Source organism: Bacteroides sp. NSJ-39, assembly GCF_014287315.1.
GTDB classification, from domain to species: domain Bacteria; phylum Bacteroidota; class Bacteroidia; order Bacteroidales; family Bacteroidaceae; genus Bacteroides; species Bacteroides finegoldii.
The window spans coordinates 14,910-30,194 of the sequence record NZ_JACOOB010000022.1; the positions used below are offsets into that span (position 1 = coordinate 14,910).

The following is a 15,285-nucleotide window of genomic DNA, read 5'->3' on the forward strand; positions in this document are numbered from 1 at the left end:
TTCTATCTATTACTTATCACTTGTGCAGGAGAACCAACAACTGTTGTTTTTGCTTCCACATTTTTCGTCACTACACTGTTGGCACCAATCACTGCACCTTGACCAATACACACTCCAGAAAGAATCACAACATTATCACCAATCCAAACATTATCTTCTATTCTTATTGGACCTTTAGTAGTTAAAGGTCGATCTTTTGGTGCAATATCAAGATTAGTTCTATCACCATGACTATTATCCGAAATAAGTACATAACGACCTGTAAGCACATTATTCCCAATAGTAATATCCGTTATTGCCGTAATGTGGGTATATTCTCCTATATGACAATTATCGCCAATAATTATAGACGGAGAATAAGCTTTACTGTTCTCTCTTTGCATCTTATATTCTGGCCAAGCTGTAATAAGAGCATATTTACCGATAACTGTCCCTTTACCTATTGAAATACATTTTTCTCCTCCTGTCCCAATTGGAAAGTTAATAAAACCTTCCATTCTTCTAAATTGGCGTTTCTTCCAACCTGAATAAACAAGTGAACGAACAAAACTTACTATCCAAGATACTTTCGGAGAATATATAAAAGAAGCAAGATAGCCAAGATATACAAGAAAACGTTTCATAACACTTTTACACTATTAACTCTCAATTTCATTTCTATCAAAAAACGTTGAATGATGTGATTTTGTGAGCGATTAAAATGCTCATGCCAAAGAAACATTTTCATAGACCGCTTCGATTCACCTTTTGTCCATATAGCATCTCCTCTCTTGTGTTTTGCATTATATTCATAAAACGATTTACTCCAATAATGATTACATTGAATATCAGCCTCCTGACCTCCATGACGATGAATTTCCCAATGATTAATAAAGTAACCAAACATATTAATTGGAGGAATAGAAAAGCCATGAAACCTTACATTGAATTTATGCATCATTGATGTGAAGAAACATTCTATATCATAATCAGTATTATATATAATCTTTGTTGCAGATGCAAACTTATCCCAACTATTAGTATATTGTTCTATAACAAGTTTATTTTTATCAAACTCTAAAAGACCTGATGTTCCGAACATTTTCCAATATATCGCATAAAGTGGATATTTATGATGTTTCTCCAACCATTGTTTGAGATTTGTATCCCTTATAGGACAGATAAACTCGTCCAAATCAAGAAAAGAACACCAATTCGTTTCGTGGCGATAGTGTTCATACCAATGTTTATAGGCTGAAATTTGCCCTGGAATATCCGGCCATTCATTGATTGTTACTATACCATTATCAATATAAGGTTGTATCACAAACATAAAATCATCTTCAGAGTTGTTATTGTAGAGATAAAAATGGTCAACTCCCACAAGCAGATAATACTCAATCCACTCTTTAAGATATGGTGCTTCATTCTTAAAAATAGAACAAACACTCAAAGTGTATTTCTTAGGTTTGTTACTATGACGTATAGTAGTAAACAGTAATTTATAAAAACAATCCATTCCTACTAATAATATATATTGTATCCAATATTTTAAATTGTGCTTTCTCGGAACATTGAAAGCAAAAACTTTATTTTCTATTACAGGAGATTTCATATGTTTTGTTACCAATGTTTATTAAATACTCTTTAATCTGCCATTTGGCGTTAGATTACCTCTTCTTACTTCAATTATAACATGTAATATACTTCTATAAGTTTATCCGCAACAGCAGAAAGCGAATACTCCTTTATTATACGTTCACGGAGTTTAGGCTGATAAGTCTTTCCATTCAATAAGTTCATACATGCCTGTCCGATCGCGTCTACATCATACGGATTAACAATCTCTGCCATGCCATCATAATATTCCTTAGGTCCCCCTATTTCTGTGATAACAATATCAGCTCCATACAAGGCAGCATCAACGGCAACAATCCCAACCCCCTCGCTAATACTTGGCAATGCAAAAACCTTTGCTTTTCGATAGAGATCTAGTTTTTGTTCTTCGCTGATAAATCCCAAAAGTTCAATATTTGGTGAATTATTCACTATCTTCCTAAACTCGTCCAAAGCCTCTGAAGTTCCATAATTCCCAGCTATAACAAGTTTAAATCCATATTTTTTGGCAGCTTTTACAAGTCGTACTACATTCTTGCGGGGTTGTGTGAATAAACTCATATGAAAAACAAAAGGCTCCTTCGCAGGAAGGCAGTCATCAGGATTTAGATTGTGCGAGAAAGATAAAGGGACCTTTATGATAAGATTATCAGGAACATCAAAAAGTTCATGAATCTTCTCACGCTCATAGTTTGTGCGAACAAGTATTCTACTATAGTTCTTATATTCATTAGCTACTGCATACACTGCGCAACTATATTTGCCATAAGTCAACTTCGATAGTTTTTTCTGCCAATATTGACTTGCTGTTTCATGAAAAGGTGTGGGGTCATATATGGGTGAAAATACACACTTCGGGTTCTTTATGCGTACATAAGTTCGAGTAGTACTTGCCCACGGACCGCTACCAAAGAAATGAATAGCGTCATAAGACAACCAATCATAATGTTCCCATGGGTTAATATAATCCACTTGATGACCTTTCCAACGTAAAGCTTCAGCCCACGTCATTGCCTGACTGCGAATACCGTTTGATTTATCTACGGCAGCATGCGGGGTTAATATATAAGCTATTTTCATTATTTAGTAATTCTATTACTATTTAGAACAAACATAAAAATTACCTTCACCATCTATCATTCTTATATTTGTCATCACATATCCATTGTTCTCTCTATCCTCCACAAAACAAGCGTAACAGTAATCACCCCATGTGAATTTCATCTCAATATCACTCGCTTTCATCTGTCTTTCGTGTTTTTCACCGCGTTTTAATAATGAAAACAGTTTAGCTTTCATCCCGACAGGTTGTTCTTGAAAAACTATTTCAAGGGAAGAAGGATCGGCTTCTTTGGAATAGCGAACTACATAATATCGATTAGAGAGTGAATAAATTTTGGTATCACATTCTTTGTCCGCACAACAAACAGCTGCTATTCGTTCGGGACTATCTGGAAGTGTAGCAATAAGTCGCTTACTGGGATTCTCTTTCTTCAAGTAATAAGCCAAAGCATTAACCCCATTCTTATAATACACCTGTGAACCGGCATGAGTTAAGTTGGTATGCTCTCGCCATAGACTGCCACGCATTACCACCTTATCAAAATGAACAAATTCACGGGCAACAGCTAATGTATCATTGGGGCGATTAGCTCGCTCTTCAAAAGAGCTATATACATTGCACAGTTCATTACGAACCTTATACACTTGATAATAACTTAGCAACAATATGCCGACCAATATGAATATAGCCACATCTTTACCACTACTACTCAGCTTGAAATTCACTTCTCCATAAATAAACTTAAGGAATAAAATCAACAATAACAGAGAGAGACAAGTTAGCTGGTGTCTAGCTGTGTATGCGATAAATGTAGTAAATAACACAAATACCACCATAGCGACCATATAATATCCATTTCGTTTGAAAAACATCATCGCCTTTCTTCTCTTCAAAAGAAAAGCAACCGTCGAGACTACAATGAACACTAGCATAGGCCAATATCCACAAAGTACCCTGCCCAAATTCACTATACTTTGCAATACAAAAGAGGTATACTGATGAGCAACTTCTCCATTACCTTGAAGCAATCTGGATATGTTACCGGGAGCAAACACGATAGTGAGCGTTCCTATCAAATACCCTACTATCAGCCCCCATTCTACTTGCCTTAGATATTTTCGATTGATCAACGCATAGAAAAAAAATGTAGCACAGATACACACCGAAAAACTCTCTTGAAAACCACCTATAAAGACTGCAATTCCAAACAGCAGAATACAGTGCCAAAGCTTACACTTCCCATCACCTATCCGCAAGTTTATAAACAGTGCCACAAAATAAGCATTAAGAGCCGCAGCCCATAAGTAATTTACCACAAAAGCAATATGTCCGAGAAAAGTAGTGCCAATAATCGGAGTGAGCAGCCAGAGCCAAGACAACACTAAATACTTATCCCCGGTACACTTACCAAACTCACCACGTAATATATAGAGAAGACTGCCATGCAATAATACAAACATTAGCGTACTGATAATAAAGAATAACGTCTTGTTCGCCATAGCACAGAAATATTGTACAAAAGTATGAACAGCAAAACGAGCCACCGTATGCATCCATGCCCATGCTTGCGAGGCCATGGCATCCGAAAAGCCACTAATAGGACTTCCATCTACTAAACTAAAAGCATACCCCAAGTCTTCATGTACCTGCAAATATTGACGACTCAAGAAGAAAAAGAGCGGAGCCACAATAAGGTAGAAGAGATAATCTTTTGTATCAAATACCTGTTTTTTCATCAGTTCACTGCTTTATATCATTATAGGTATCTGCTATATAAGGCGGACGCCGTTTCGTTTCATTAAATATGCGCCCGATATACTCACCCAAGATTCCAATACAAAGCAATTGCACACCGCCTAAAAAAAGTAATACAGTGACAAGTGTAGGAAATCCCTGTATCGGGTCTCCAACAATCAGTGTTTTGCCCACAAAGTAGAGAGCATAAATAAATGCACAAGCAGCTATCAGGAAGCCCATAATACTAGCAAATCGAAGTGGAGCGGTAGTAAATGAGGCAATACCCTCAATAGCTAGGTTGAACAAATTCCAGAAGTTCCAGTTGCTATTACCTGCTACCCTATCTCCACGGTCAAAGACTATTTCTTTCTTTTTATATCCTATCCAACAAAACATACCTTTAGTATAGCGATCGCTCTCACGTAGACGTTTCAAAGCATCTATGCAGCAACGATCTAATAATCGGAAGTCACCTACGTTTTGCAACATTTCAAATCTTGTACTGCTATCAAGTATACGATAGAAAAGAAGCGAACATTTTTTTCTGAACCATGATTCCTTCCCCCGGTTGCTCCGTCTGGCATAAACGTCCTCATACCCCTCTTCCCAATATTTCAGCATTTGAGGTATAAGTGATGGTGGATCTTGCAGGTCGGCATCCATAATAATCATACAGTCTCCTGTCACATAATCGAATCCAGCTAACATGGCATTCTCCTTGCCAAAATTTCGAGACAAAGATACGTAGTTTACCCTCGGGTCTGCAGCCCGAAATGCTTTTAAGATATCAAGGGTGTTATCTCTACTTCCATCATTGACAAACAGAAGTTCCCACTTTATATCCCTTATATTATTTATAATGCATTGCATCTCTGCGTAAAATAAAGGAAGTGTTTTCCCCTCATTATAACAAGGTACTAATATTGATACTTTTTTCACAAGGATAGTTATTTAAATTTATTTACTACGAATCTTATCATCAAAAAGTTTATTACTACCGATATAATCAACACGGGCCAATAAGCTACATTGTCTGATAACTTCAAATGATGTACAAAGAAATACATCATTCCCATGCGTATAACAAAAAGATTAAAAAGATGAGCTACCACAATACCTAAAGCATTTACCACCGTTGGTTTAGTTTTGAAAGTCCAAAAAACCGTAAGCAGATAGTTTACAATCAAACTCAGACAGTAAGCAGAAATTAGAGCTAAACGATAATCCACTAATCGTTTTAGCCCATAATAAATCCCAGCATCGATAGCCGTACATATAATACCTACAACACAAAAACGTATTAATTCTCGTGTTCGTATATTACACTTATCCAACATGATAATAAAAACATCTTTAGCTATATGTTATTACTTGAGTACCCCAAAAGTGAAATAGCAACCTTAAAAGTGACATTGATATTTTTTCATGCTTGTTCATCTATTCAACTCTATATGGAGAATAGTATCTCAAAGAACGATGCTTAATTATATGGTAGAAAAATAGCATAACATCATATATAGAAGTTAAAAAGATTCGTATCAATAAAGGATTACGATATAAAAAATTCCGCCACGTTACCATTATGATACTTTTATAACGATATTGTTTCTCCACTTTCTGCCTTTTATATCCTTTCCACGGAGTATGCTTCACATATTCATTATAAATTTTACCAAAAGGAACAAATTTTAAATCCATCCATGGGCGTGCGGTAGGACTAGCAAAATGAATTATAGCAGGATTATAGATATAGTTTAATAAATCTATTTTCTTTTTGAAGAATACTTTATCATAATTCACAAGACTGAATCTGTTCCACATAGGCGGTAATTCAAGCCATTTATCACGAAAGACTTTATTCAGGGGGTCCTGATCTGGAAAAAACACTTTTCTATCTCTTATACATTCCTTAATAAGAATACTTTCTATATTATCAGCTCTCCATTTCTTCATATTTATCAACATCACGCCACTATTAAAGTACCGGTCACGATAAGAAAATGAAATTTGGAATGATTGCTCCTCATACATTGGATTATTTATATCTCTAACAGCCGCAATCGTGTAATCATTCATATCTATATCAAACAGGGGAGCAAGATCTCTCATCACTAAGACGTCACAATCGAGATAGAGAATTTTTTCCACAAATACATCTGTTAGAATAGAAGAAATAAAAAGTCGAAAATAAACAGTTACAGGAAGAGCTGTGTAAGAAGAAAGTTTACACCGATTAACAAAATCGTTATTTATCGTATGATAGACTATTATTTGTCCAAAATCAGCTGCTATCTCGTGTAATCTATTCTTATTTGAACATGACAATCCCTTCTCAATAACATGCACTACAATCTTATTTTTTTCGTTATGTAAAAATAACGAATAAAGCATCACTCCGCAATGCTGTACAAAGTTGTCATCAGTGGAACACAAAATATGAATAGTATTATCTTGCATGAATAATATTTTTTAATATCGTTTTTATTCGTTCTATAAGTCTGCCCAGTCGTGGATATCCATATAAACAAAAGCCAAAATGGCTGAAACGTGCCGTAAATGACATCTCTCGAAAGATGCGAGCATGAACCTCTCTATATAATCGGTGCATCTCTTCATATCGCCCCTGTTGGTACAATCCCCCAATCACAATTCGTTTATAAAAATAAAAATCATCCTTCGGAGTATGCGGAAGCAATTCTTCTAATCGCGTAACTATAGTTTGGTAAATATAAATGGATTTTTCCGCATTGAGCGAATGTAATATTGAATTTGAATTCTGCCAATAGTGATAATAGGCTCGTTGGTGATAAGCAATTTTTGCTTGTGGATTTCTCATAAACAGAGTTACCACGAAAAGCAAATCTTCACAGCAAAACAGTTTGTCATCAAATTTTACCCCTCCCGCATTTATACATAACCTTCTGTTAATCAGTTTATTCCAAAGAACACCCATAATTCTAGCATTAGCCAAGGCATCTACAAAATCATCGTTCATCTCACTTCCAATATCCTGACTAACATAATGAGTACCTTTCTCGTCATCCGAATAAAAGTCACACCACACCAAGTCCGCCTCTACCTCTTGTGCTTTCTTCCATAGCTGTTCAAGCATTTCCGGTTCAGCCCAATCATCCGGATCACAATAAATGAAGTATGCTCCACGCAGCAAATCAATCCCGCGCTGACGTGCAGTTGCTACGCCTCGATTCTGTTGATGTACTACCACAATGCGTTCATCTTTAGCTGCGTATTCATCACAAATAAGCCCACACCGATCGGGGCTACCATCGTCAATCAATATCAATTCAAAATTTGGATAAGTTTGTGCTAACAAGCTGTCGATGCAGCGATGAATTGTTTGTTGCGCCTTGTAAATGGGAACGATAATGGAAATAAGACTATTATTCATTTTTTTAAATAGTTATTGTTTACTATATATAATAGTTATCTTAATGACCAAAATATATTTTCAATCTTATGTGTAATAATTCTATTACCTATATATTTTCTTATCCAATTGAATTTATTCAAATAATACCACCCATAAGACCAATGCATCCAATATGGGAAAGCAAATATACACCTACCATAAAAGTTTTTCATTTCTTTAGTTATACACATATAAAAAGGTCCTTTCAATGGCATTGCTTCATTAAGCACATAAGACTTATTCGCATCTATATAGGTTATATTCAATTTCGCTACTTCATTGATTAATAATTGATGAAAATTAATTCTATTGCATTTTCTCACAAGTATTACGTTTGTACCTGGTTTACAAAAAATAGCACTATGTGAAATAGAGCCTTCTGTCGTTGCAAAATGAGAACAATTTCTTAAAATATTAATTTGTTCATCTATTGATAATGTTTCTGGATATATTGTTTTATATCCTAAATTATAAAAAACCCGTTCAATATTATTTTCTCCCCATTCTCTACCATTTTGGAATATCTTTCTTCTAGAAAAATAGACTTTATCAAATCCATTACTTCTTATAAATGTATGCTGCAATTCAAATGCTTTTATCATTTTTTCTATGACTATTGCATATTCCTTAGTAAAACACCTCGCTTCATTAAGTGGATTATAGATTATTGAATTATCGGGAACATATATACGCTTAAATCTTGTAGTTTTTTTTATTTCATACAGATTTTCCAAATCAATTCCCGCCATATGTAACATATATCGTGTATATGAATCAGAATATTCTAAATATATATATACTAATTTAGCTCCATTTCGTAATAATTCCCTTCCCGTTTCAGTTTCTAAGAACCATACTTTTTTAAGACTATCTGTTAATGCATGTCCCCATATAGAATGGAACGTACCGAGATAAATAACAATATCCTCTGACTCAAAAAGATTATCGTCATTCACGCCAACTACCGATTCCGAACTTCCCTCATGTAAAGCACTAGATCTCACAAAAATTTTATTCTCTGTAAATACTCCACCAATTTGTCCCTTGTCAGGTTGAGAAGGGACTATATATGCATTATCATAAGATGGACATTTTAACGATTGAAAAACTTCACAAGATTGAGATGTGATTTCTTCCATTTCTTTTCTGTACCGTTTATGTACGAATGACAGGTTATATTTTACGGTCTCCATGTTATCACAATAAATATCAAAGACTAAGAAAATCAACGCATTTTTTTAAATATTTCAAGAAAAGTAGATTCAAACGAATGAAATGACAATAAAGAGGTCTTTCAAAAACAAGATTATATGTTTCTTTCATAAAAGAATTGTTATCATATCTATATAGCTTTTCTTTTAGTTTTGCATGCTCATTTACGCTTGATTTAAATTCTTTCGGAATAGCATCATATAAAAGTTGCCGTTCGTAAGCATTCTGTTGGGACGGTGTTCCACTAATCCCTCCGGCATCGAATTTACATATTACATGAGGAACATATTGAAAAGTATTCCTAGCTAAAACAGCTTCTCTCCAACGTTTCCAATCACTAAATATCTTCATATTTTCATCATACCCCTTTTGCCTAAGTAATGACGAACGTATAAACATTGCTTGATGACAAATATTATCAGTGAAAATATAAATAAGAGACATCTCGTGTGGAGCATACTGTATCTTCTCACTATTTGAATACCTATGTACCCAATCTCCATACAAAATATCTGCTTTTGGCTCATTCATAAACACATTCTTTAAGGTATCTTTATCATAAAATTCATCTCCTGAATTCATGAAACTCATATACTCACCTTTTGCCACAGATATTCCCTTATTTTGTGCATTGTAAACGCCCTTATCTGGTTCGCTACACCAATAAGAAAAATATTTTTTATATATCTCTAACAGATTCCTACTACCATCAGTAGAGCCTCCATCTATCACAATCCATTCAAAATCCTTAAATGATTGAGACAAAACACTATTTATCGTTCGTTGAAGACCGTCTCTATTATTAAAATTTATCGTTATTATCGAAAGTTTCATTGATTATGTTTATAATGATTTATCAATTTAAATACAAAACCCTTAAGTCCTTTTGAAAAAAAATACATCAAAATGGAATAGGTTATAGATAATATACTCACCACATAAATGCAATAATATATAAAATTCAACCATGAAGAAGCTGGCAATGCGGGAAATAAAGACTCCAAGAAGTTCGTTATCGAAATGCTAATACCCAACAGCAAATAATATACAGATGTATTCCGCCAGTATATCCTGTAGCTTTCATGAAAACCATCTTTAAACAGATATAAAGGCTTCCAAATAACAACAATTAAAGATAAACTTATTATTTTCCCTAAAAGAATTCCCATAATTCCATAATTAGATGCGATAATAATCGTTACAATTATGTTTATTCCACCTTCTGTCCAAGCAGCCCAAATATCAGCATATTGACCAAAACAATGATTAAAAGAATCAATAACTGTCCGCGTCATTCCTATGAACATATTAACACAAATAAGGAAAAGTACAAACGTAGATAACAGATACTTTTCACCTAGCCACAGTTCTATGAATGGAGGTATTATATAAAAGAGCGTAACACTGATAATACCCGCACCCAAATATCTCGTAGACATAAGTTCCCAAAAAACTCTCAAATTTTTCTCTTTATTATTCTCTGCCACCATATTTCCGATACCAGCTTCTACGCTCCCCATAACAGAACTAAATAGTGATGAGAACTTTGTTGCTATTATAGAATAATTTCCATAATATGCGACATAATTTAGAGAGACGAAAGCAAATATCAAAATCTGGTCACTTTGATTAAGAAAAAAATCTTTCATTCTATGAACAAATATTTGCCTTACACTGCTTATTATATTTGGATACTTTTTATAAAGTACTTTTCCTTTCGATGGCATTGACTTCAACCATGGATATGTCTTATCTATTTTATAATTCAAAAATATACATGCGATGACAGCAAATGAAAATTCTATAATAGCCCAAACATAATAATTCAAAAAATAAACACAGAGAATTATCTGAATTATCACTTTTACAATTGAAGCTGTTTGCAAGTAAATAGACACCACATATCCACGTTGATCTGCTGCTAATAACAATTGTCTATAGTTGATGAAATACCCTATCAAAGATGAGCACAGGAAACTAAAGAAAACAAAATAAATTAGTCCAAGAGAGCTCTCAGTTCTCCCAAAAATCATTGGAAAGAACAGACTAACAACAATTGCTGCTAAAAGTATAAATGTACCAACTATCCTATAAAACCAACCAAATAAAGAAATAAATTCATTAATCTTTATGTAATCATTTTCTCTGATTGGTTTATACAAATGGAAGTTCATTGATGTTCCGATTCCCAATTCTGCTAAACTCAACATCCCTAGAATATTACTCAGTGTCCCTGTGAGTCCCATAAACTCATCCCCAAGTGTATTAAGAAATATTCTTCTAGAAAAAAAAGACATTATAAGCATAATAAAGTAAAATGTAAAATTTACTTTCGCATTAATTATGCTTTTCTCTATTCGAGATTCATTCATATCACTACAGATATTTTAGATACGGAAATTTGTTTCTAAACCTGTTAAATAGTCTATCCAACAATATTGATATAATTAAACTTATGACAATCAAACAGATTATAGTTATCCCCTTCTCTTCGTATTTAAGAATTTTAACAGAAAATTTATTGATACAAAATAGAATTGGTATATGTATGCACATTAACCTCAAAGAATGTTTCCCTACTAAAGCAAAAATTGATACTAGTTTACCATTCATGCTTATAAATACCCATGCCATAAGAAAAAAGAATAAAACGCCATTAATGAAGAATAATGTAATACTATAAATTCCATATTTACCATACTCTCTAACAGACAAATTACTATAGCCATTAATTCTTGTTAGAATTATATATGCAACGACCAGTAATATTATCAGAATGTTATTACGCTTTATAAATTCAGTAAAAGCAAAATACCTTAACAAGTGACCTATAAGCATAAATATCGCTATAAGAAAGGCCACATCTAAACTCCAAGGGAGCAATATTGGTAACTCCGATAATGCCAATGTGAATATAATATAAAAAAATAAAGTTCCCCAAAAACTTACAACTTTTTTCCTTAAAAGAATAACAGATAAAATAGAGCCTAAAAATAGAGCTGTTAAAAAACAAAGGGGAGATGTCGATTCTATGGGCATAAAATATAGATTATATTCATGCCCATAACAATAGAAACAATAACGTGAATAAACAAGCCCCCACCATTCATGCACACTTCCTCCCTGATAACTATTTCCAGTTTTAACTATAGAGAAAAAAATCGTAGCGATAATGCCATAAAACCAATATGGAATAAGTAAACTTTTCAATTTCTTATTTAAAACAACAGGGATAGATTCATCTTTTGCGACAAAGCCAGAACAAATAAAAAATAATGGCATAAATGAAGAAAACAGATAAGTTCCCCAATTTTCCAAAGGGGTAACATGGCTAATCATAACAAGTATTATGCCACAGCCTTTAATTGCATCTAACCAAACAATCCTTTGATTGTTTTTCATTTCACTAATTAAATGACACATATTATAAATAAGAAAAAATTAGAAGTTATCATCTCACGATCTACTTCCAAGCAATACGGGAATATATCTTTTTACGAACAATATAATAGGGTAAAACATCAAAAATATTATTGAGGATAATACGTATTTCCCAAAATCATCAAATACCGCTCCTACATGTTGAATAACGATATTAGCAAATATAATAATCCAAAAATGAAACCCGAGTATCACTATTGTACCGTTACTAAAAGTCATAAGTATTTTAGGAGAAAAAATAGCGCCCAACATTCTCGATAGATCAAATAAGACATAACAACCTGCAAGCCCACTTAAAATAAATAAGATAAAATTATTCCCATATCCATTTTTATAACACCAAGGAGTACCATTATAATTTGTTAAGGACACTAATGCAAATAGCGAAAAAACAAATAAAACACAACGAAATCTTCTACTAAAGTTTGGCTTAGCCACAAAGTTCGTTTTCTTTAATATACTTCCAATATAGAAGAAAGGATAACAAACAGTTGCATTAATCCAAGAAGAATGAAATGTTAATTTGTATAAGGAAAGTACAACAGCTATGACACATGCAAGTATAAGTAGAAGTTCTCTATTCTTTATATATATGTGTACGGTTTTCATTATCGCTAAAGAATAGATAAACCAACAAGCACCTAATCCTTTGTTGGGTTCTAACTCACCTTGTTCACCTATTATACAATTAAATAAATACCCAAACACTTTATCTATTGAAAATTCAGAACCACGTATCCATAAAGCACTCATTGGTAGTATATTAATTACACAAATTATTAGCATAGGAATAACAAGATTCACTAATATCTTTTTAATACCGCCATTTTCACTATTCAGAAAACCTGAGATAAGAAAAAAGACTGGAACAGAAAATGAATATATATATTGATTCCCTGTAGGAAAAGTATGTCCTAAAACTATTAGAAATATTCCTATTACTTTCATCCAGTCAATCCAAATCAATCTTTCTTTCATTATTCAAATTACCTATTGCTATAAATATTCTCATAATACTTCTCATACTCACCGGAAATAATTAGAATAATTTGTCACACTAGTTGGGTATTACATAAATATCATAAATAGATTCTATTCTACTTCTCTCCTATCCTCGTGTAACTAAATCCCATTTCTTCCAGCTCCACACGATTCCAGATATTACGTCCATCTACGATATACTTATCAGTCATCACCTTCTGAATCACGTTCCAAGTAGGCAGGCGGAATTGTCGCCATTCAGTCATCAGCAGCAACGCATCAGCACCATCGGCACAGTCATAGAGGTTTTCAGTATAAGTCACAACATTGCCGATACGACGTTTACATTCAGGCATAGCGATGGGATCAAACACTTTCACGATAGCACCATCCTTCAGCAACTTATCAATGACTACTAGAGCTGGAGCTTCACGCATATCATCAGTATCAGGTTTAAAAGCTAAACCTAACATAGCGATAGTTTTACCTTTTACATCACCCATCAAACGGATAAGTTTATCATAAACAATACTCTTCTGACGGTCGTTGACACGTTCCACCGCTTCAATCACCTCCATGTGATAACCGTTGTCGATACCTGTATGCATCAAAGCTTTCACATCTTTCGGAAAGCAGCTACCACCATATCCACAACCGGCATAAAGGAATTTCTGCCCGATACGCACATCAGCTCCAATACCTTTGCACACGTGATCCACGTTAGCCCCTACCCGTTCGCACAAATTGGCAATATCGTTCATAAAACTGATACGGGTGGCCAGCATAGCATTGGCAGCATACTTAGTCATTTCGGCAGAAGGAATATCCATAAAGATCACACGGAAATTCTGGAGCAAGAAAGGTTGATAAAGCTTGCTCATCACCTCTTCGGCTTTCTTACTCTCAACGCCAACCACCACCCGGTCAGGACTCATAAAATCTTTGATAGCGGCACCCTCTTTCAAGAATTCGGGGTTACTGGCTACATCGAAGGGTACATCTACCCCACGCTTGTCCAACTCCTCTTGAATGACAGCCTTCACTTTTTGAGCAGTACCCACAGGTACAGTAGATTTAGTGACCAAAATGGTGTACTTTTTGATATTTTGTCCAAACTGGCGAGCTACGGCAAGCACATACTTCAGGTCGGCGCTACCATCTTCGTCAGGAGGAGTTCCTACTGCGGAAAAAACAACTTCTACATCATCCAAGACTTCGGTCAAATCTGTTGTGAAGTGAAGACGCCCATAGCCAACGTTACGTTTTACCAATTCTTCCAACCCCGGTTCATAGATAGGCATTTCACCGGCTTTCAACTTGCTGATTTTATCGGTATCTACATCAACACAAGTAACTTTGGCACCCATTTCTGCAAAACAAGTACCGGACACCAAGCCAACATAGCCTGTGCCTACAATTGCTATATTCATATATTGTTATTGATAAAATTCCTGCTAATTTTATGCAGAATTAAGAGCATATCTCATAGGGTAAATACTTGGAAGTATTCACCTATATAAAAATAGATTGATGTATAATTAAAATTTTAAAGCTTATTCTTCCTTTGCTTTGTGTTTTCCATACACGTGATGTCAGTTGGCATTTGCAACTGACTGAATAATCCCGATTAATTTTTCTATCCATTTGTCGAAACGAGGACACTTTTTCCGCATCGTTTCAACATCCAGTTCATCAAGTACAAGGGCTCAGTAGAAATTTAGTGGGGATACGCATATAGTTTAGCGATGCGGAAAAGGAAGAACCTCTTGTCAGCTACGCCTCTTAGGTTTGCTCTGAATAGTTTAATTTTAGCATTGAAAGATTC

The 15,285-nt window shown here is 34.3% G+C and carries 14 protein-coding genes and 1 pseudogene; all 15 read right to left on the reverse strand.

What is annotated here, in order from left to right:
* Positions 1-2 precede the first annotated feature (2 nt).
* Positions 3-623: a DapH/DapD/GlmU-related protein gene (locus H8S63_RS17590; RefSeq protein WP_255467681.1), complete on the reverse strand. Its 621-nt coding sequence runs from the start codon at positions 621-623 to the stop codon at positions 3-5.
* On the reverse strand, positions 620-1,594 hold the full coding sequence (locus tag H8S63_RS17595; RefSeq protein WP_186927511.1) for a glycosyltransferase family 92 protein: 975 nt from the start codon (positions 1,592-1,594) through the stop codon (positions 620-622). Before H8S63_RS17595 ends, H8S63_RS17590 begins: the two co-directional genes overlap by 4 nt.
* Positions 1,595-1,668: 74 nt before the next feature.
* Positions 1,669-2,676, reverse strand: a complete 1,008-nt coding sequence (locus H8S63_RS17600) for a glycosyltransferase family 4 protein (RefSeq protein WP_186927512.1) — start codon at positions 2,674-2,676, stop codon at positions 1,669-1,671.
* Positions 2,677-2,694: 18 nt separating this feature from the next.
* Entirely contained in the window at positions 2,695-4,395 is a 1,701-nt protein-coding gene (locus H8S63_RS17605; RefSeq protein ID WP_186927513.1) for a DUF6056 family protein, read from the reverse strand.
* Positions 4,396-4,399: 4 nt separating this feature from the next.
* A complete protein-coding gene (locus H8S63_RS17610) occupies positions 4,400-5,335 on the reverse strand; it encodes a glycosyltransferase family 2 protein (protein WP_186927514.1) in 936 nt (311 codons plus the stop codon).
* An 8-nt stretch (positions 5,336-5,343) separates the two neighbouring features.
* Positions 5,344-5,733 carry a GtrA family protein gene (locus tag H8S63_RS20415; RefSeq protein ID WP_186927515.1) on the reverse strand — a complete coding sequence of 130 codons (390 nt, stop codon included), beginning with the start codon at positions 5,731-5,733 and terminating at the stop codon, positions 5,344-5,346.
* A gap of 100 nt (positions 5,734-5,833) precedes the next feature.
* Positions 5,834-6,853 carry a glycosyltransferase family 8 protein gene (locus tag H8S63_RS17620; protein ID WP_186927516.1) on the reverse strand — a complete coding sequence of 340 codons (1,020 nt, stop codon included), beginning with the start codon at positions 6,851-6,853 and terminating at the stop codon, positions 5,834-5,836.
* Positions 6,843-7,805 carry a glycosyltransferase family 2 protein gene (locus H8S63_RS17625; RefSeq protein WP_186927517.1) on the reverse strand — a complete coding sequence of 321 codons (963 nt, stop codon included), beginning with the start codon at positions 7,803-7,805 and terminating at the stop codon, positions 6,843-6,845. The genes H8S63_RS17620 and H8S63_RS17625 overlap by 11 nt, the downstream gene beginning before the upstream one ends.
* Positions 7,806-7,840: 35 nt before the next feature.
* Positions 7,841-8,965, reverse strand: a complete 1,125-nt coding sequence (locus tag H8S63_RS17630; protein WP_186927518.1) for a DUF563 domain-containing protein — start codon at positions 8,963-8,965, stop codon at positions 7,841-7,843.
* A gap of 70 nt (positions 8,966-9,035) precedes the next feature.
* The gene (locus H8S63_RS17635; RefSeq protein ID WP_186927519.1) at positions 9,036-9,872 is read right to left on the reverse strand and encodes a glycosyltransferase family 2 protein; all 837 of its coding nucleotides are present in this window, start codon (positions 9,870-9,872) and stop codon (positions 9,036-9,038) included.
* Positions 9,869-11,410, reverse strand: a complete 1,542-nt coding sequence (locus H8S63_RS17640) for a lipopolysaccharide biosynthesis protein (RefSeq protein ID WP_186927520.1) — start codon at positions 11,408-11,410, stop codon at positions 9,869-9,871. The genes H8S63_RS17635 and H8S63_RS17640 overlap by 4 nt, the downstream gene beginning before the upstream one ends.
* Positions 11,411-11,414: 4 nt before the next feature.
* Positions 11,415-12,440 carry an acyltransferase family protein gene (locus H8S63_RS17645; RefSeq protein WP_186927521.1) on the reverse strand — a complete coding sequence of 342 codons (1,026 nt, stop codon included), beginning with the start codon at positions 12,438-12,440 and terminating at the stop codon, positions 11,415-11,417.
* A 54-nt stretch (positions 12,441-12,494) separates the two neighbouring features.
* On the reverse strand, positions 12,495-13,457 hold the full coding sequence (locus tag H8S63_RS17650; RefSeq protein ID WP_186927522.1) for an acyltransferase family protein: 963 nt from the start codon (positions 13,455-13,457) through the stop codon (positions 12,495-12,497).
* Between the two features lie 119 nt (positions 13,458-13,576).
* A complete protein-coding gene (locus tag H8S63_RS17655; RefSeq protein ID WP_186927523.1) occupies positions 13,577-14,890 on the reverse strand; it encodes a UDP-glucose/GDP-mannose dehydrogenase family protein in 1,314 nt (437 codons plus the stop codon).
* A gap of 287 nt (positions 14,891-15,177) precedes the next feature.
* Positions 15,178-15,285, reverse strand: a pseudogene (locus H8S63_RS20420) (DDE transposase); the annotation flags it as partial.